General features: G+C 67.6%; 21 protein-coding genes. 12 read left to right on the plus strand and 9 right to left on the minus strand.

Going from position 1 to position 17,443, the window contains the following annotated elements; translation table 11 throughout:
- Nucleotides 1-350 (plus strand): sugar phosphate isomerase/epimerase family protein (locus tag ABVF28_RS00005; protein WP_371029011.1); only part of this gene is annotated, 350 nt, incomplete at its 5' end.
- Between the two features lie 14 nt (nucleotides 351-364).
- Here the strand turns inward: ABVF28_RS00005 and ABVF28_RS00010 are convergent.
- Nucleotides 365-865, minus strand: coding sequence for an Lrp/AsnC family transcriptional regulator (locus ABVF28_RS00010; protein WP_104310324.1), 501 nt, complete (start codon nucleotides 863-865; stop codon nucleotides 365-367).
- A 91-nt stretch (nucleotides 866-956) separates the two neighbouring features.
- Here ABVF28_RS00010 and ABVF28_RS00015 point away from each other — a divergent pair, with 91 nt between their 5' ends.
- From ABVF28_RS00015 to deoC, 4 genes are all read left to right on the plus strand, one after another.
- A complete protein-coding gene (locus ABVF28_RS00015) occupies nucleotides 957-1,589 on the plus strand; it encodes a YitT family protein (RefSeq protein WP_371029012.1) in 633 nt (210 codons plus the stop codon).
- A 702-nt stretch (nucleotides 1,590-2,291) separates the two neighbouring features.
- Nucleotides 2,292-2,897 (plus strand): GNAT family N-acetyltransferase, encoded by a 606-nt coding sequence (locus ABVF28_RS00020; protein ID WP_371029013.1) that lies wholly within the window; start codon nucleotides 2,292-2,294, stop codon nucleotides 2,895-2,897.
- A gap of 34 nt (nucleotides 2,898-2,931) precedes the next feature.
- Nucleotides 2,932-3,357: an organic hydroperoxide resistance protein gene (locus ABVF28_RS00025; protein ID WP_104251527.1), complete on the plus strand. Its 426-nt coding sequence runs from the start codon at nucleotides 2,932-2,934 to the stop codon at nucleotides 3,355-3,357.
- Complete coding sequence (gene deoC / locus ABVF28_RS00030) at nucleotides 3,357-4,049, plus strand: deoxyribose-phosphate aldolase (protein WP_371029014.1); 693 nt, start codon at nucleotides 3,357-3,359, stop codon at nucleotides 4,047-4,049. Before ABVF28_RS00025 ends, deoC begins: the two co-directional genes overlap by 1 nt.
- 93 nt (nucleotides 4,050-4,142) lie before the next feature.
- On the opposite strand, the gene ABVF28_RS00035 is transcribed toward deoC, so the two are convergent.
- From ABVF28_RS00035 to ABVF28_RS00050, 4 genes are all read right to left on the minus strand, one after another.
- Nucleotides 4,143-4,508 (minus strand): hypothetical protein, encoded by a 366-nt coding sequence (locus ABVF28_RS00035; RefSeq protein ID WP_371029015.1) that lies wholly within the window; start codon nucleotides 4,506-4,508, stop codon nucleotides 4,143-4,145.
- 7 nt (nucleotides 4,509-4,515) lie between these two features.
- Nucleotides 4,516-5,571 carry a DUF2599 domain-containing protein gene (locus ABVF28_RS00040; RefSeq protein ID WP_371029016.1) on the minus strand — a complete coding sequence of 352 codons (1,056 nt, stop codon included), beginning with the start codon at nucleotides 5,569-5,571 and terminating at the stop codon, nucleotides 4,516-4,518.
- 155 nt (nucleotides 5,572-5,726) lie between these two features.
- A complete protein-coding gene (locus ABVF28_RS00045; protein ID WP_371029017.1) occupies nucleotides 5,727-6,362 on the minus strand; it encodes a GntR family transcriptional regulator in 636 nt (211 codons plus the stop codon).
- Nucleotides 6,359-7,420, minus strand: a complete 1,062-nt coding sequence (locus ABVF28_RS00050; protein WP_371029018.1) for a cation diffusion facilitator family transporter — start codon at nucleotides 7,418-7,420, stop codon at nucleotides 6,359-6,361. The genes ABVF28_RS00045 and ABVF28_RS00050 overlap by 4 nt, the downstream gene beginning before the upstream one ends.
- Nucleotides 7,421-7,507: 87 nt before the next feature.
- Between ABVF28_RS00050 and ABVF28_RS00055 the strand changes: the two genes are divergently transcribed.
- Nucleotides 7,508-7,843: a chorismate mutase gene (locus tag ABVF28_RS00055; protein WP_104251534.1), complete on the plus strand. Its 336-nt coding sequence runs from the start codon at nucleotides 7,508-7,510 to the stop codon at nucleotides 7,841-7,843.
- Here the strand turns inward: ABVF28_RS00055 and ABVF28_RS00060 are convergent.
- The gene (locus ABVF28_RS00060; RefSeq protein WP_371029019.1) at nucleotides 7,840-9,027 is read right to left on the minus strand and encodes a MalY/PatB family protein; all 1,188 of its coding nucleotides are present in this window, start codon (nucleotides 9,025-9,027) and stop codon (nucleotides 7,840-7,842) included. The genes ABVF28_RS00055 and ABVF28_RS00060 overlap by 4 nt on opposite strands.
- 99 nt (nucleotides 9,028-9,126) lie before the next feature.
- Here ABVF28_RS00060 and ABVF28_RS00065 point away from each other — a divergent pair, with 99 nt between their 5' ends.
- Nucleotides 9,127-10,428 (plus strand): O-acetylhomoserine aminocarboxypropyltransferase/cysteine synthase family protein, encoded by a 1,302-nt coding sequence (locus ABVF28_RS00065; RefSeq protein ID WP_371029020.1) that lies wholly within the window; start codon nucleotides 9,127-9,129, stop codon nucleotides 10,426-10,428.
- 43 nt (nucleotides 10,429-10,471) lie between these two features.
- Here the strand turns inward: ABVF28_RS00065 and ABVF28_RS00070 are convergent, their stop codons facing one another.
- Nucleotides 10,472-11,008: a CGNR zinc finger domain-containing protein gene (locus ABVF28_RS00070; RefSeq protein WP_371029021.1), complete on the minus strand. Its 537-nt coding sequence runs from the start codon at nucleotides 11,006-11,008 to the stop codon at nucleotides 10,472-10,474.
- Nucleotides 11,009-11,034: 26 nt separating this feature from the next.
- Between ABVF28_RS00070 and ABVF28_RS00075 the strand changes: the two genes are divergently transcribed.
- Nucleotides 11,035-11,334 carry a hypothetical protein gene (locus ABVF28_RS00075; protein WP_371029022.1) on the plus strand — a complete coding sequence of 100 codons (300 nt, stop codon included), beginning with the start codon at nucleotides 11,035-11,037 and terminating at the stop codon, nucleotides 11,332-11,334.
- Nucleotides 11,335-11,439: 105 nt separating this feature from the next.
- Nucleotides 11,440-11,907: a hypothetical protein gene (locus ABVF28_RS00080; RefSeq protein WP_104310335.1), complete on the plus strand. Its 468-nt coding sequence runs from the start codon at nucleotides 11,440-11,442 to the stop codon at nucleotides 11,905-11,907.
- A 250-nt stretch (nucleotides 11,908-12,157) separates the two neighbouring features.
- Here the strand turns inward: ABVF28_RS00080 and ABVF28_RS00085 are convergent, their stop codons facing one another.
- Entirely contained in the window at nucleotides 12,158-12,622 is a 465-nt protein-coding gene (locus ABVF28_RS00085) for a DIP1984 family protein (RefSeq protein ID WP_371029023.1), read from the minus strand.
- 45 nt (nucleotides 12,623-12,667) lie between these two features.
- Complete coding sequence (locus ABVF28_RS00090; protein ID WP_371029024.1) at nucleotides 12,668-13,219, minus strand: hypothetical protein; 552 nt, start codon at nucleotides 13,217-13,219, stop codon at nucleotides 12,668-12,670.
- 107 nt (nucleotides 13,220-13,326) lie between these two features.
- Here ABVF28_RS00090 and ABVF28_RS00095 point away from each other — a divergent pair, with 107 nt between their 5' ends.
- From ABVF28_RS00095 to ABVF28_RS00105, 3 genes are all read left to right on the plus strand, one after another.
- Nucleotides 13,327-14,400 (plus strand): aminotransferase class V-fold PLP-dependent enzyme, encoded by a 1,074-nt coding sequence (locus ABVF28_RS00095; protein ID WP_371029025.1) that lies wholly within the window; start codon nucleotides 13,327-13,329, stop codon nucleotides 14,398-14,400.
- A gap of 32 nt (nucleotides 14,401-14,432) precedes the next feature.
- On the plus strand, nucleotides 14,433-16,109 hold the full coding sequence (locus ABVF28_RS00100; protein ID WP_371029026.1) for a threonine/serine exporter ThrE family protein: 1,677 nt from the start codon (nucleotides 14,433-14,435) through the stop codon (nucleotides 16,107-16,109).
- 99 nt (nucleotides 16,110-16,208) lie between these two features.
- Nucleotides 16,209-17,249 (plus strand): NAD(P)-dependent alcohol dehydrogenase, encoded by a 1,041-nt coding sequence (locus tag ABVF28_RS00105; RefSeq protein WP_104310341.1) that lies wholly within the window; start codon nucleotides 16,209-16,211, stop codon nucleotides 17,247-17,249.
- The last annotated feature ends 194 nt before the right edge of the window (nucleotides 17,250-17,443 follow it).

Here is a 17,443-nt window from a genome sequence, read left to right on the forward strand (position 1 = left end):
TGGGGTTCTTGTGGGACTTCCAGGACCGCATCTATCACGTGCACTGCAAGGACACGAAGAAGCGCCTCAGCAATGGCCGGAACGGGCGCTTGTCGTCGCACCTGCCGTGGGCTGACCCGAGGCGGGGTTGGGACTTCATCTCGACCGGGCACGGGGATGTGCCGTGGGAGGACTGCTTCCGCATGCTCAACGCGATCGGCTACGAGGGTCCGTTGTCGGTGGAGTGGGAAGACGCGGGCATGGACCGTCTGGTCGGTGCCCCGGAAGCGCTCGGCTTCGTGCGCAAGCTCTCCACGTACCGCCCGTCGGAGGCGGCCTTCGACTCGGCCTTCTCGACGAAGCAGGACTAGCGCACGACCGCGCGTCAGGCAGGCGCGGACGCGGGTGCGCCCTCGGCGATGTCGTCGAGGATTCGCGTCAACCGGTAGGGCACCACCTCGGAGAGCGAAACCGTGGTGCTGGTCCGGGTGACGCCGGGCAGCTCGAGCATCGCCCGCGTCACCCGGTGCAGGTCGCTGGTGTCCTTCGCCACGACGCGCACGAGCAGATCGGCGTCACCGGTCGTGGAATGCACTTCCACCACCTGCGCCATCTCACCGAGCCGCGTGTATGCCTCGTCAGCGGCGTTCTGGCTGAGTGAGAGGGCCACGAACGCGGTCAGGGGAAAACCCAGCGACGTCGCGTCGAGGCGGCGACTCTCAGGGGCGAGCATCCCCTCTCGCTCGAGGCGCGCAAGCCTAGCGTGCACCGTGTTTCGTGCGACGCCCAGCTCGCGGGCGAGGGCCAGCACGGAGGCTCCCGGCTGGTGGTCGAGCGCGCGGATGATCCGCGCATCCAAGGCGTCGAAGCCGCGCTGGCTGGTCATATCTCTCCCTCATGAACGGTCTCCTGGGCAGAATGCTCAACCCCAGCATCTTGTCTTGCGCAGACTATCTTCTGGGCGCGAAGCTTCGCGCATGACCGAAGCAGCTGTCCGTGCGCCTGAACTCGTCGAGCCCCCGCGGCACCGAGCCATCGACGACATCGCCGGCCTCGCGGTCGGTGCCCTCGTCATCTCCTTCGGGCTGTTCCTGCTCAAAGCCGGTGGGCTCGTCACGGGAGGTACTGCAGGCCTCTCCCTGCTCCTTGGCTACGTGCTGCCCATCCCCTTCGGCGTCATCTTCGTCGTCGTCAACCTGCCGTTCTTCGCGCTCGCCGCGAGAGGAAAGGGGTGGCGATTCGTCGCGCGGAGTCTCGTCTCCATCATGCTCGTCTCACTGCTCACCGCACTGCACGCTTCCGCGGTCGGCCCGCTGGAGCTGCACCCCGTCTACGCGGCGGTCCTCGGCAACGTGCTCTGCGGGGTCGGGTTGCTGATCCTCTTCCGGCACAACTCGAGCCTCGGCGGCTTCACGGTGGTCGCGCTCGTCGTGCAAGAACGGTTCGGCTTCCGCGCCGGGTACGTGCTGCTCGCCCTCGACCTGTGTGTCGTGCTCGCATCGTTCACGGTCCTCGCGCCCGTCCTGGTGCTGGTCTCTGCGCTGGGTGCCGGAGTCCTGAGCAGCATCATCATGCTGAACCACCGTCCGGGGCGCTATCGAGCGTCCTGACATTCGACGTCGGTTGATGACGGTCCCGGCATCTCTGCAATGCAGAAGGGCGGCGAACCCGGTGGGTTCGCCGCCCTTGGACTCCCACAAGGCAGAAACGCATGCGCGCGATTGCCTGGTGAAAGTAGTGATGGGCACCAACCTCCCCCGAAGTTGGTGCCCATCGTCCCCTGCCGCGGTCGCCGTGGCGAGTGATGCAGTTGGGCGTCGTCCCCCGATGACGCCCACCCCGATGTCGATTGGGGCCCGCAATTCCTCAAACCGGGCGTTACACGCCGGCGCGGGGAGTATTTGGTTGCTCTCTGTTCCGTTGTTGATCTTGAGTCGAGACTCGAGATCGGGGGAGGTGATGTCGGTACTTCCGAAGCCAACTTCGCTTTCGCGGATCGGCTTGGATTGAGCTTGTCTCGCTCATCACTGGAAGGAAACTAACACGACATGTGGCCGCAAATGCACTTCTTGGGGGTCCGAATAGGCGCATTTAGTCCATGGATATCGTCCGCGTGCCGTCTGGTCGGTCGGGGTTGCGGAATCCGTCTCTGACCGGGGGAGTTCTGGAAATGGCAGCTCGACCGATCCACTCAGGCCAGGGGCGTTATCGCCGCGGCCCGGGGCTCGGATATCTGCCCCGCACGCCCAGTTGCGAAGGCCGATCTGTCGAACCATCGTGGGCCTGGCGGCTGTGTCGTGTTCTATGGACCTATGCAGCTTGATTCCCAGAAGTCGCTCCGCGGTCGCCACGTCGTGCTCCACCCTGCTGACAGTGCGGGGTGGGCTGAGCTCGGCGATGTCCTGTGCGTGCCAGAGGTGTTCGCGTCCGGATGGGGTGGGGGCCCAGCTGGTCTTCCGGCTCGCGCAGACTGGGTCGAGTGGGTGGCGGACTACACGCCCGGTCCGCAGCTCGGCTGCACCTACATCATCCGAGCGGAGGGTGGGCCCCTCGATGGCCGAGCAGTCGGGACCACCTCGATCGGACGTGTCGACCTCGCCAGCCAAGCGGCGGAGATCGGATGGACCGCGTACGATCCGGCCGTCTGGGGCAGCGTCGTGAATCCCGCGACCAAGCTCGTCCTGCTCGACCACCTTTTCGAGGTCGGATTCGGGCGCGTGGCGTTCAGCGCGGACAACCGCAACGAACGCTCGCAGGCTGCACTCGCGAAGCTCGGCGCGACTCGGGAAGGCGTGCTGCGCCGGCACCGCCCTCGTGCAGATGGGAGTTGGCGAGACACGGTTCGCTTCTCGATCATCGAGTCGGAGTGGCCAGACGTTCGCCAGGGCCTTCTGGCGCGCGTCGAGCGCGGGGACTGAGCGTTTCCTTCAGGAGTCGTGGTTCCATGGACTCATGACGACTCCTGTGTACACCGCAATTGCCCACGCTTCCGGTGGTGGCCGCGACGGCCACGTGCGTTCGGAAGACGACCGCATCGACCTCGACACGCGTCCCCCCAAGGAGATGGGCGGCAGCGGCGAGGGTACCAATCCAGAGCAGCTCTTCGCGGCCGGATACTCGGCCTGCTTCCTCGGCGCGTTCCACGCCGCGGGCAAGCAGCTCGAGAAGGACACGAAGGACGCGGCGGTCTCGACCTCCGTGGGGATCGGCAAGCGCGAGCCCACGGGCTTCGAGCTCTCGGTCGTCCACGACGTGTACGCGCCGAACCTCTCCGCCGAGGAGACCGCCGAGGTCGCTCGCGTCGCGCACGAGGACATCTGCCCGTACTCGCACGCCACTCGCGGCAACGTCGACGTGCAGATCAACGTCGTCAGCTGATGACCGAGCTCAACGGACAGACGAACCCTGCCGACCAGGTCACGAGGGCCGAGCTGGCCAGCATCGTGGACCATACGCTCCTGAAAACGGACGCGACGCCAGACCAGGTCGTCGCTCTCCTCGACGAGGCCAAGGCGCTCAAGGCGTTCTCGATCTGCGTCTCACCCAACATGCTGCCCGTGCAGGGTGAAGCCGGAGACGTGAAGATCGCGACCGTCATCGGTTTCCCCTCCGGGAAGCACCACTCGGCGATCAAGGCCGCAGAAGCCGCGAGAGCTGTCGCGGACGGGGCTGACGAGCTCGACATGGTGATCGACATCGGCATGCTCAAGGCGGGCCGCGCCGACCTCGTGCAGGCCGACGTCGCTGCAGTGCGCGTGGCGGCGCCGCACGCCCTGCTCAAGGTCATCATCGAGTCCGCGGCCCTCACGGACGACGAGATCGTCGCGGCCTGCGAAGCCTCCGAGGCTGCCGGTGCCGACTACGTGAAGACGTCGACGGGGTTCTCGGCGGCCGGAGGAGCATCCACCCACGCCGTCGCGCTCATGAGGAAGACGGTCGGCGCGCGGCTCGGCGTGAAGGCGTCTGGCGGAATCCGCTCGACGGCTGACGCGCTTGCCATGGTCGAGGCGGGTGCGTCGCGGCTCGGGCTGTCCGGTACGGCAGCCGTTCTCGACGGCCTGCCCGCCTAGGCACTCGCTTGCGCGCGAAACGCGCGTCGCCCCTTCGGGCGACGCGCGTTCCGCATGTGTGGCGCTCATTCTGCGACGTGCAGGCGCGGACGCCTACTCGGAGGTCCCTGCGTTCCGGAGCATGTACTCGACGTACTCCTTATCCGCTGAGGGAATATCTTGTTTCCAGCGAATGATGAAGATCTCGCGAATCAGTACGTCACCCTCAAGGAGCGCCGCGTCCGCATCCTGCTTCGAAGCGAACTTCAAGAAGAGCCCCTGATCGGCTTGCCATGCTTCTACGCAGTCGAACTGTGCACCGCAGACGGTCTCCGTGACGTCTCTTTGATTTGTCAGCTCTTCCGCGGCTTCCGTGTCCCACACGTACCTGAGTTCGACATCATGTGCGGTACGGCAACCGGTAAGCAGAATAGCGGTTGCAATGAGCACGGCTGCGAGAGACCAGCGCTTCACGGTCACACCTTTCCTACTTATCGCCGTTCGATTTCGTCCAGTTGCACTGGTGCCGGAAGACCTCGTGCCAGTTCTCCTTGGGAAGCGACGGGCGCGTCGGCTCCAGGTCCCAAATCGGGTTCGTCAGGACATCGATGCCGTAAACAGCGTGGCAGTAATACTGCTGCCGGGTCGAGTGATTGATGTTGTAGCGGGCAGGGGATCGGTTCGCGAACTCATTCCACCCGTCGGCCATGATGATCGACAAGCCGATGTTCGGAGCCTGGGGTGTGTTGACAGCTCCCAGGCGAATCGCACGGTTCCAGCCCGAGGGTTTCATGCTGTGCACGCCATTGATCCATCTGACGTAGTCGAACAGGCTGGTGCCCCAGAACGGGTCGGCGACGATCGGGTACTGGAAGTCGCCGGCCAGATGCTCCACGACCTGGACGACCTGGGTTCCTGTCACCTCGTAATGCGTTGGAACCTCGACGCCGTTCGCGTCCTTGGCCCAGGCTGGTGCCACTCCGCCGAGGAGGGAGCCGTCCTCGGCGCGCAGGAACAGGGCGCCGTCATCGGACTGCTGGATGTAGGAGAGTCCGGCTGCGTCGAACTCGTAGGGGATCTCCTGGGTCGTGGTCCCTTCCGCGATGGTGGAGACCACCTGCACCGAGCCGTCTTCCTTGACCACCGCGGTGGAGCTGATGCCACTCGCGTGATCCGCGAAGAGCGTCCCTTCGTTCGTGATGTCGGCTGGCGTCTCTGCCCCCGTCGCCTGCACGAGGGACATCGTGACGGCGCTGCCGTCGGCTGGATCCACCTCGATGGAGCTCGAGCTGGCTTCCAGGGAGACGGTCATTCGCTCCGTCTGGTCGCCTCCGGGGTCGATCTCCGCAGTCGCTTCGGAGTCGCTGGCGACGATGTCCTCATGGAGGTTGTCGAAGACCTCCGGCGTGACCTCCTCGATGGCCTCATGCGACTCCGATTCGCTCGGTGTCTCCCCTGCTTGGTCTGCCTGTGCGGGCGCGGCGCTCATGATGGCGATGCCCATGAGCCCGGCCAGCGCGGCGGCTGCAACTTTTCGTTTCATGTTCCCCCCGGTTCGAAAGTGCTACTTATGAGTAGCGCGATCGACACTACAGGGAATGGGGAAGAATTTGGCCCGGTCCATGACTACGCACGAGAATGCCGGCGTGTCCCGGAACCCGGGCGCCGTCGTGCTCTCGTGCGGGCGCTACAGGCGCTTCAGGCGCGGGTCAGATGTTGGTGCACCGCCGCGTGGATGCCCTCGATGTCGCCCCGCCTCGTGAGCTCGACGAGGGCTTCGTGGTGTGTGCTGAAGTCGCCGTGGGATGGATGCGCGCCGACGCCGTGCGACGAGCAGATCAGCGACTCGGTGGCGATCGTCGCGTACGCGCGGGAGAGTCGTGAGTTGCCGGCGCTGTCCACGAAGCGGCTGTGGAACTCGTAGTCGAGGCGCAGCGAACGCGCCTCCTGGTTCGCTCGGATGGCGGCGCTGAGTTCGGCGGCAATCGAGGACAGTGCGGCTGCGATGCGTGCGCGCTCGCCCGCTGGCTTGGCGGCGATCACGGCTGCCGCGGCGCATTCAAGCACCTCGCGGGCCGCGAAGATCTCCGCTGCGTCATCGTCGGTCAGCTCGCGGACGAACACCCCGCGGTTGCGTCTGCTCTCGAGGAGACCCTCCTGCACGAGTCGCTGCAGGGCTTCGCGGACCGGTCCCCTGGACACCTGGAAGTCGCCGGCGAGGCGCGCCTCGTTCATCTGAGCGCCGGGCGCGTAGCTGCCATCGACGACGCGTTCGCGGAGATGCTCGGCGATGATCGCCGAGGTCGGCTGGCTCTGCAGGCCTGTGGATGTCATGAGTGCAGCTGCCCCGAGTGCGCCTCGTGCCCGACGTGGGCAGCCGGTTCCACCTGGAACGTGCTGTGGCTCGTCTCGAAGTGCTCTTTCAAGCACGCGTCGAGTTCGCAGAGCACGGCGTCGAGTCCACGCTCGTCGAGGGCCTCTGGCGCGACGACGACGTGGGCCGAGAACATGGGGACCCCGGAGGTGATGGTCCACGCGTGGACGTCGTGCACATCCACGACCCCCGGAACGGAGCGGAGGTGCTCGCGGGTGGCATCGAGGTCGACGTTCTTCGGCGTCGCCTCCATGAGCACGTCGACGACTTCGCGGAGGAGGCTGATCGCCCTGGGGAAGATGAGGATGGCGATGAGGATGGATGCGAACTGGTCGGCGACCATCCACCCCGTCACCCAGATGACGATGGCGGCGATGATGACGGCGACGGACCCCAGCAGGTCGCCGAGCACCTCGAGGTACGCGCCGCGCACGTTGAGGCTCTCCTTCTGTCCAGAGCGAAGCACCAGCAGGGACACGAGGTTCGCGAGGGCGCCGATGACGGCGGCGGCCAGCATGATGCCCGACTCGATCTCGACCTCCTGTCCGAATCGTCGGATCGCCTCGATGAAGATCGTCACGGCGATGACGCCGAGGATGAGGCCGTTGGTGAGGGCGGCGAGCACCTCGGCGCGCTGGAAGCCGAAGGTCCGGCGCGAGGATGCGGGCAGTGTCGCGACGTAGCTCGCGAGCAGCGCGACGGTGACGCCGGCCGCATCGGTCAGCATGTGTCCGGCGTCGGCGAGCAGGGAGAGCGAGTTCGAGGCGAAGGCGCCGACCACCTGCACGAGGAACACGCTTGCGGTGATCGCGAGCACGATGACGAGCTTCTTGCGGTGCTTGCCCGTTGCTGTGGTGTGGTCGCCAAGGCCGTGGCCGTGACCGTGCCCGTCATCACCCTCGGTCGCGCGGTCGACGCACGGATGTGCGGGGCTGAACGCCTCGCCGCCCGCGTGGTCGTGCTCGGACGGGTGGTCGCCGTGGTGGCTGGCGTCGTCTGGCTCGTGGGGGAGGGGCATGTGCCCAGGGTAGTCCGACTGTCGATTGTTGACAATCGCCAGCTCGATGACTCCTCGTCGGTTCGTGACCCCCGCTAGGCTCGTCCCATGCCTTCTTCGACCGACGCCCCCACTCACGCAGAGCACGCGGCGGATGACGCGGCGCTGCGTCGCCTGACCTCGATCCGGGGGAGCATCGACAACATCGACGCCGCGCTGGTGCACATGCTCGCGGAGCGCTTCAAGTTCACCACCCTCGTCGGTGAGCTGAAGGCTGAATACGGCCTCCCGCCCGCGGACCCCGACCGGGAGCGTCGTCAGATCCTCCGATTGCGTCAGCTCGCGGAGGAGTCGCACCTGGACCCCGAGTTCGCGGAGACCTTCATCAACTTCATCATCGCCGAGGTGATCCGCCACCACGAGCGCATCGCCGAGCAGGGCTAGCGAGCGGCGAGCGCATCCGCCATGCGCTGGATGATCTCCTCCAGCACCGGCTTGGGGGTCGCGAAGACGATGCGCACGTACTGCTCGAAGCCGGCCCCGCAGGAGGCGCCCGCCGTGAGGGTGACGCCGGCGTTGTCGAGGAAGAACTTCGCAGGCGGGCCCTCGATGCCGAGCGCTGACACGTCGAGCCAAGCGACGTAGGTCGACTCGGGCACGATGGTGCGCACGCCGGGGAGGTGCTCGGCGATGAGCGCGAAGAGGAGCTCTCGGTTCTCGATGAGCGCCCCGTTGACGTCGTCGAGCCACTCGTCGCTGCTGTTGTACGCGGCTTCGGCCGCGAAGCCGCCGAGGATCGAGGATCCCCAGACGACGCCGAAGCCGAACGTTCGGTAGTGCTCGAGGTCGTCGTCGTTCGTGAAGATGATCTGGGCGGACTTGAGGCCGGCGACGTTCCAGGCCTTCGAGGCGGCCGTCGACGTCACGGAGTGACGCGCGGCTTCGGCGGAGATGGATGCGTAGGGGATGTGCGGCGGCCCGTCGAGGGTGAGGGGCGCCCAGATCTCGTCGGCGAAGACGCGGCCGCCGCCGCGTTCGACGATGTCGGCCAGGCGGAGCAGCTCCTCGCGCGTGTAGATCGCGCCGGTCGGGTTGTGCGGGTTGACGAGGACGACGTTCGCAGGCCCGTTCGCGAAGGCGCGCTCGATGCCGTCGAAGTCGAGCGTCCACCGGGCGCCCTCGATCACGCCGGGCACTTCGATGGTCTCGCGCCCCTGCAGCGCCTCGGTCGCGAGGAACGGCATGTAGGCGGGCGTCGGCACGATGATGGGGGAGCCCGGCGCGGTGAAGTGGCGCACGAACACGTCGAAGGCGCCCATGACGTCGGCGATGTGGTGGATGCGCTCGGGTTCGACCGCCCACCCGTAGCGTCGTTCGAAGAAGGCGGATGCCGCGGCCGTGGTCCGCGCCCAGGTCGGCGGGGCGAGGTAGCCGAGCTCGTCCTTGGTGACGGCGCCGAGGATCGCCTCGCGCACGTTCGGGGCCGTCCCGAAGTCCATCTCGGCGACCCACGCGCCGATCGTGCCCTCGTTGAGGCTCCACTTCCGACTGTCGGGGCGGTCGAGCTCGTCGCGGGTGATCGCGTCGAAGCGGGAGGTGGACTCGGTCTTGCTGGTGGGCGAGGGCATGGGGGAAGCGTAGCCACGTGAACACTCGAGGCCCTTCGCGTGTTTCCAAAGGTTTCGCCGCGGCTCCACAAGCGGACGCGACTTCCGTACGTTGACCGTGTGGCCATTGAAGAGCGAAACGAACAGACCTTTGCGACCAGGCAGATCCACGCCGGCGCAGTCGTCGACAGCGACGTCGGCGCGCGTGTGACCCCGATCTACCAGAGCGCGGGGTACGTCTTCCCGTCGTACGACGAGGCAGAGGCGCGCTTCTCCGGTGAGAGCGTCGGGCGGGCGTACTCGCGCGGCGACAATCCGACGAACGTCGTCGCCGGCAAGCGCATCGCGAACCTCGAGGGTGGACGCAACGGCCTCGTCGTCTCGAGCGGGCAGGCGGCCATCGCGATGACGCTCTTCTCGCTGGCCGCATCCGGTGACCACATCCTCTCCACGGCCAGCCTGTACGGCGGCACGCGTCAGCTCTTCGATGGCAGCCTCACTCGGCAGGGCCTGAACTTCGAGTTCCTCACGGCCGAGGCGACCGAGGAGGACTGGCTCGCCCGGGTGCGTCCGGAGACGCGCGCCGTCTACACCGAGTCGATCCCCAACCCCAAGAACGACGTCGTCGACCTCGAGCTCCTCGGCCGTGTCGCGGCGAAGGCTGGCGTTCCGCTCATCGTCGACAACACGGTCGCGACGCCCTACCTGTGTCGGCCCATCGAGTGGGGCGCCGACATCGTGATCCACTCGACGTCGAAGTGGCTGTCAGGCCACGGCTCCGTCATCGGGGGCGTCATCGTCGACGCCGGCAAGTTCGACTGGGCGGCGAACTCGGAACGGTTCCCGCACTTCACGAAAGGCTCCTTCGAGGGGGCGCCGTCGTTCATCGAGCGATACGGCGCCGACACGTTCATCAGCTACGTGAAGTCGGTGACGGTGCTCGACTACGGCCCCACGGTGCCGCCCACGAGCACGTTCCTGCTGCTGCACGGCATCGAGACGCTGTCGCTGCGCATGGAACGGCACGTCGAGAACGCGCAACGCGTCGCGGAGTGGCTCGAGGCGCGACCCGAGGTCGGCTCGGTCGACTACTCGGGCCTGCCGTCGAACGCATACTACGAGCTCGCGCAGAAGTACCTCCCCGATGGGGCCGGCTCGGTCGTCTCGTTCGACCTGCCAGGTGGGCCGGAAGCAGCGCGGAAGTTCGTTGAGGCCCTCGAGCTGGTCAGCCACATGACGCACATCGGCGACGTGCGGACGCTCGCGCTGCACATGCAGTCGACGATCTTCAAGCGCTCCTCGCAGGAGCAGCGCGACGAGGCCGGGGTGACGCCAGGGCTCATCCGCCTCTCCATCGGCATCGAGGGGATCGACGACATCCTCGCCGACCTCGAGCGGGGACTCGCGGCGACCAGGGCGTAACCGGGCGCGCGCATCCCGCCTGCCGGTCGCACCGGTTGCCCCATCACGCACGCTCGCGGGCCCGGTGCCGGCGAACGGCGGCCCGGTTCGCGCATCGCACCGAGCAGTACCGCTGGCGCCCGTTGCGGGTCGTGTCGACGACCACGTTCCTGCACTCGTCGCCGGCGTCCAAGCCGGCCGCGCACCTGCGCAGGCGGTGCATCCCGCGCGTGGTGAGGTGCAGTGCCGTGCCCACGGTGATCACCGCGAGCAGGATCTCGGGCAGCGACATGTCCCAGTCTCGGTAGTGGAGGTGCCATCCCTCGTTGTCGTGGTTCGTGAGGCGAGGGTAGGCGGTCGCGGATGCCATGAGGGTGTTCAGGACGTCAGCGCGCTGCTCGTCGGTGGGCGCATCCACGACCCTCAGCCAGTCGTCGACCACCGCGCGTGTGCGAGTGTGGTCTTCGGCCTCGGGTGGGAACGGCATCGTCATGCCGTGTTCGCCAGTTCGGGCGAGCAGGGCAGGGCGGTCCGCTGGCCAGTCGTTGGCGAGGGATGCGGCGAGTTCGACCGCGTATTCACCGTAAGGGTTGAGATGCACAAGGCTATTACACCAGGCTCGAGGGTATGAAGAAGCTGACCCCCGCAGGCGACTCCGCAACACGCCCCATCCGACTCCCGAACTCGGCCCGCCCCGCCCGCCAGGACTCCCGCCTTCGCCAGGACTCCCGCGCATCCGCAATGGGCTGCGTCGAGCACGGCTGGACGACGGCATCGCGCCACTCGACCTCGCTCGGCACGGTGATCTACAGCGAATGCGCAACCTGCGGGGCGCACCGGGCCGAGCTGCTCGAAGCGCGCGCCCTCGTCCCAGCACCCATCTCGCACGCGATCGCGAGCGCCCCGGCGCGGTCCGCTCGTGCGTGAGTGCGCGCGCACGCGGTCCGTCCGCCCCGCATCCATCTTCGGGATGACCAGGTTCACCACTTCGGATGACGCGTTCGACCCGGTCCAACGCCTAGGGTCGATGACGTGCACCCCCGTCGAGCCGTCGCCTTCGCCGCCCTCAGCGTGCTCGCCGCGACATCGCTCTCGGCGTGCGCGACGCCCGAGCCCGTGCGGCTGCTCGACCACCTCTCGGTGAACGAGCTCTCGGCCACGATGGAGATCGACGAGCTGCTCCCCGACGACGCATCCGCGTTTGTGCTCGGCTGCCCGTACCGCAACGTGGACACGCTCGCCGCGGACTCCGGCATCGACCGCAACCTGTTCCGCATCGGCGACCGCCACCTGCCCGGGCTCAACACCGACGGCCCGATCGCCCTGCTGCCGGTCATCGACGGCAAGGTGCGTCCGGGGGTGTCCTACAACACGCAAGACGTGTCCATGTGCGGGACGCACGACACGACGGTCGTCGAGCGAGGCTCCACCCTCACGTTCGCTCAAGACGGCTACGGGCAGTGGTTCGCTGTCTCCGTGCAGTCAGGCACGCAGGTCTGAGGCGCCGTTGCTCCGGCCAGACGCGGTGAGGTCCCCGATCCCGCCCTCGGCGTCCGGCCAGCACATGGTGATGAGGTGTCCTGCGTGCGCGGTTCCCGGTGAGGGGTGCTGGGCTGAAGTGTGACGGCCGAAGCCGTGACGCTGCCCACCGCGTCGACAGGTGGACTGGAAACCGCCAGCCCTCGGTGTGTGCTCGCGCCGTTCGCCTACCGACTCACCGCGTCTTCGTTCGCATGCTGGTCCTCGGGCCTCAGGCCTCGAGGAGCTCGACCTCCCAGTTCGTGCGTTGGATGACGACATCGAGCTCGCGCAGCGCCTGAGCGAAACCGTCCGCCTTGGCTCGCACGTCGCGCACAGGCAGGGCCGACATCTGCCGCAGCTCGCTGCGCATCTGCCGCTGCCCCCACGACCCCGCCGCCGCATCCGCCGCCCGAACCAGGATGCTGTGCTGACTGCGCAGCGTCTCGCGCGCCGCGAGGAGGGCCGTTATCGTGCGCCCGTCATCCGTCGGCGCGGAGGCATTCGTGATGTTGATCGATGTGACGAGTCGCTCAAGCTGCAGCAGGCGCGTCGCGCACTCGTCGAGGAGCTCGGCGGCGTCTTCCGTCGGCTGCTCGCCCTCCTGATAGGAGGCGTTCGCGACGATGCGAGCCTGCAACGACTCGATGCGCTTCTGCAGGTCGGCGCGCTCCAGGAGCGCTTCGGCGAGTTTCATGGGTCCACGATCTCACGGCGAGGATGCGACCACGCTCTGGGAAGCTCACTGTGCCATCAGGTAGAGCCCGGGCGATGGAATGTTGTCGACCAGCTCCACAGAAATCGGTCGGCCCGTGACTTCGCGGGGGAGCTCGAGCTCGTCGACGACCATGTGGCCGATGGCCAGGCAATTGCCGCCGCCTCCCGGCGCTGTGCCGATGGTGATGCGCATCGCCTCGTCACCGACTACCTCCAAGGTGAGCGGGGCGGTCCCGCACTGGAGGTCGGGGGAGCTGATCCGGACGATACGGAACATCGTGCCGCCTTCGTCGAGGAAAACCGCCCTGTGCGGGATCCCCAGTTGCTCGCGCTCCGTCTCATAACCCTCCGCCCACAGGCTTCGGGCTTCCTCCAGATCCGCATTAGTCGCCAAGCGTGGCGCGACGGGCTCCAGCTCATACGTCGCCGGTACAGGGAGGCCCTCGAGGGGGGTCGGAAGTGGCAGTTTCACGACCGAGTCGGAGGCGCATCCGGTGAGCAGCGCAAGGCACGCGAGCGTTGCGCTGGCCGCTTTCGCGAGCGCAGGTTCCCGTTCTTTCCGCAAGGGGATGGTCATGGTTCTTTCCGCAAGGGGATGGTCATGGCATCAACGTATTGGTCGTGCGCGGACGAAGGAAGCACGGTCAACAGCCGCTGCAACGCTCAGGTGGCTAGCCTGACCTCATGTCCTGGATCCACGCATCCGCCTTCTCGGCGGAACCCCTCTACCTGAACACCGCGTCGATGGGTCTGCCGCCGCAGGCGACGACGGACGCCTTGACGCGTGAACTGGTCGGCTGGAGTGCGGGGCGCAGGCAGGCGAACGACTACGACACCACGGTCAGTCGGTCGCGGCAGCTCTACGCGGAGCTCGTGCACGTGCCCGCCCCGTGGGTGGCGATCGGCAACCAGGTCTCACCCCTCGTCGGGCTCATCGCCGCATCCGTGCCCGATGGCGCCGAGGTGCTCTTCGCGGAGAACGACTTCACAAGCATCAGCTTCCCGTTCGCGGCCCACGCCGACCGGGGGCTGCGCCTGCGCGAAGTGCCCGTGCACCGCATCGCGGAGGAAATCGGACCGGAGACGGCGTGGGTTGTCGTGTCGGCCGTGCAGTCGCGCGCCGGCGCCGTCGCCGACCTCGACGCCATCGAAGCCGCCGCTAAGCGGCACGGCGCACGCACCCTCATCGACCTCACGCAGTCCGCCGGGTGGAAGGACGTCGACGCGAGCCGGTTCGATGCGACCGTGTGCGCCGCCTACAAGTGGCTGCTCTGCCCACGCGGCACCGCGTTCCTGACGCTCACCCCGGAACTGCACGAGCGCATCCGCCCCCTCGCCGCGAACTGGTACGCGGGCGAAGACCCCTGGTCGAGCATCTACGGGCTACCGCTCCGGCTCGCCGCCGACGCACGCCGCTTCGACGTCTCGCCCGCATGGCACGCGTGGGTCGGTACGGAGGCCTCGCTCGACTTCCTGCTCAGCATCGGGGCGCCCGAACTGGAGGCGCACGCGCTCGAAGTGAGCGCCGCGTTCGCGTCTGCGGCGGGGCTCCCGGATGCACGCTCCGCGATCCTCGCCCTCGCCCCCGTCGAGGGAGCTGCGGACGAGATCAGGGACACGCTCGAGCGGCTCGACGTCATGGCCGCGAACCGCGCCGGTAACTTGCGACTCTCCTTCCACGTCCACAACACCGCCGAGGAAGTCGAACCGCTCGGCGCTGCGCTGAGAGGCCTCGTGCACATCGTCACAGGGCGCTGACGCGGACCCCATCCCGCAACTAGACTCCCGCCGTGCGCGGTAAGAACTTCTTCGACAACCTGGCCAGAAAGGTCGGCGGCAAGACCCCGTCGACGACTGTGGGGCGCCGCGCGCAGCGTGCCCTCCTCGCCGAACGCAGCATCCGCGAAGTCCTCGAACTGGCCGTGCGCGTCGGCGAGACGATGCTCGCCCTCGGCGCGTCGGCGACCGACGTGACCGACGCCATCCGCCGAACCACGAAGGCCTTCGGCGTCGACTGCCAGATCGACCTCACGTTCACGTCGATTCTCGTCGTCCACGACGGCGTCAACGACGGGGCCGGCATCAGCCTGCTGCGCGTCGTCAACAGCCGCCTCCCCGACTACGACCGCCTCACGCGCGTCATGGAGCTGTCGCGCGAGATCGCCGCCGACCCGAACGACATCGACGTCGCCGAGACGATCGACGACCCGGCCAAGCTCGAGGAAGCACTCAACCAGCTCGAGTCGTTCCACCAGCGCCTCGACGAGATCCTCGTCGCCCCGCAGCGCTTCCGCCGCTCCATGGTCACCCTCTGGCTTGCGCTCATGGCGGGAGGCGTCGGCTTCCTCCTCGGCGGCGGACCCCTCGTCTGCCTCCTCTCCGCCGCCACGACGGTGGTCGTGGACCTCGTGCTGCAGGCCCTCGGCCGCTGGGGCCTGCCCGCCTTCTTCCTCCAGATCGCCGGCGCCGCGATCGCCACCGGCGTCGCCGTCGGCCTCCTCGCGGCGCTCCCCGTGCTCCCCGTCGAGTTCGCCGCCCTCCCGCCCGCGCTGGTCGTCGCATCCGGCCTGGTCGTGCTGCTCGCCGGGATGTCGTTCGTCGGCGCCGCCGACGATGCCATCAACGGATTCCCCATCACCGCCATGGGCAGGCTCCTCGAAGTGGTGCTGCTCACGCTCGGCCTCATCGTCGGCATCGCCATCGTGCTCGACGTGGCCCGCGGACTCGGCATCGACCTGCGCCTCGTCGAACGATCCGTGCAGCCGTGGCCGTCGGCCGTGCAGGTCATCGGCGCCGCCATCGCGGCCGCCGCCTGGGCGCTCGCCTCCTACGCGACCATGCGCACCGCCCTCGTCGTCATGATCTTCGGCGGCATCGCCTACCTCGGCTACGACGTCCTCGTCACCGCAGGCACCGAGCCGCTCGTCGCGACCGCCGTGCCAGCGCTGATCATCGGCATCCTGGGCGAAGGCCTCTCCCGCAAGCTGCACATCCCCGCCACCATCACGACGGTCTGCGGCACCGTGCCGCTCCTGCCAGGCCTCGCCATCTACCAGGGCATGCTCGACATCACCTCGAGCGACACCTCCGACGACGGCGTGCTGCGACTCGTGCAGGCCGGCTCCATCGGCATCGGCATCGCAGGCGGCGTCACCCTCGGCCGCTTCCTCGCCCGCCAGTTCAGGACCCGCCGTCGCCGCCGCACCGCGACGCCGGAAGCGATGGTCATGTCGAAGCGGCAGTTCCGCGGCACCGCGAGCGCAGGCCCGGAGACGCGCGCGCTCTACATGATCCCCGACGAGGTCGCCGTCGGCCTCGAGACGGGCATGCTGCGCATCGTCTCGGTCGACGAAGTCGTGGATGCAGGGCAGGCGGACGCCGAAGCCGCCGCACCTCCCGCGCCTTCCGCCCGTCCGCATCCCAACGTCGCCCTCAAACGAGGCGACCTGAGCGCCCGCGGAGAATGACTGTCGGAGGCGAGGCATAGAGTCTCCTCGGTCCCGCCGCGCTCTGAGAACCGGAGCAGGCGAGCGAACGACCTCCAAGCACAACCCGAAGGAGCACGAATGACGACCGCGAAGGCATACGCCGCCCCCTCAGCAACCGAGCCGCTCGAGCCCACCACCATCGAGCGCCGCGCCGTCGGAGAGAACGACGTGCTCATCGACATCGCCTACTCCGGCATCTGCCACTCCGACATCCACACGGTGCGCGGCGAATGGGGCAAGGTGCCGTACCCGCTCGCCCCCGGCCACGAGATCGTCGGAACCGTCGCCGAAGTCGGAAGCGGCGTCACCAAGCACAAGGTCGGCGACCGTGTCGGCGTCGGCTGCATGGTCAACTCCTGCCGCGAGTGCGACAACTGCAAGGCCGGCTCCGAGCAGTACTGCACCAACGGCAACGTCATGACGTACGGCGGCAAGGACCGCGACGGCAGCATCACGCAGGGCGGCTACGCCACGAACGTGGTCGTCGACGCCGACTTCGTGCTCAGCGTTCCCGAGAGCATCCCCTACGAGAAGGCCGCGCCGCTGCTCTGCGCCGGCGTCACCACCTATTCGCCCCTCGCGCACTGGCAGGCGGGCCCAGGCAAGAAGGTCGCCGTCGTCGGCATGGGCGGCCTCGGCCACATGGCCGTGAAGATCGCCGTCGCCATGGGCGCCGAGGTGACCGTGCTCTCGCAGACCCTCAGCAAGCAGGAAGACGGGCTGCGCTTCGGCGCCAAGCACTACTACGCGACGAGCGACGAGGCCACGTTCTCCGAGCTGCGGAACACGTTCGACCTCATCATCAACACGGTCAGCGCGAACCTTGACATCGACCAGTACCTGAACCTGCTGACGCTCGACGGCACCATGGTCTACGTCGGCGCACCAGCCCAGCCCATCCCCGTGACCGCGTTCACGCTGTTCAACAACCGCCGCTCCTTCGCGGGGTCGACGATCGGCAGCATCCGCGAGACGCAGGAGATGCTCGACTTCTGCGCCGAGCACGACATCGCACCCGAGGTCGAGCTCATCGAAGCGGCCCAGATCAACGAGGCCTACGAGCGGGTCCTGAAGTCTGACGTCCGCTACCGCTTCGTGATCGACGCGACGACCTTCTAGCGGCGGCGCGGCCGCCGCGGCCGACGCTCTCGGCCAGACTGAAGCCTCGGGCTGGAGAACTCGCCTCGTGATGGGAACCTTCCCGCAACGAAGTGAGTTCCCCAGCCCGAGATTCGTGACGTCGCCAGCCCGAGACTCGTCGGAGTAGTGCCGCGGGGTTTCGGGGTGGGTTGCACGCATGCAGATGCGTTGCA

The sequence above is a fragment of the Pseudoclavibacter sp. JSM 162008 genome (genome assembly GCF_041366455.1).
Taxonomy (GTDB): Bacteria; Actinomycetota; Actinomycetes; order Actinomycetales; family Microbacteriaceae; genus Pseudoclavibacter.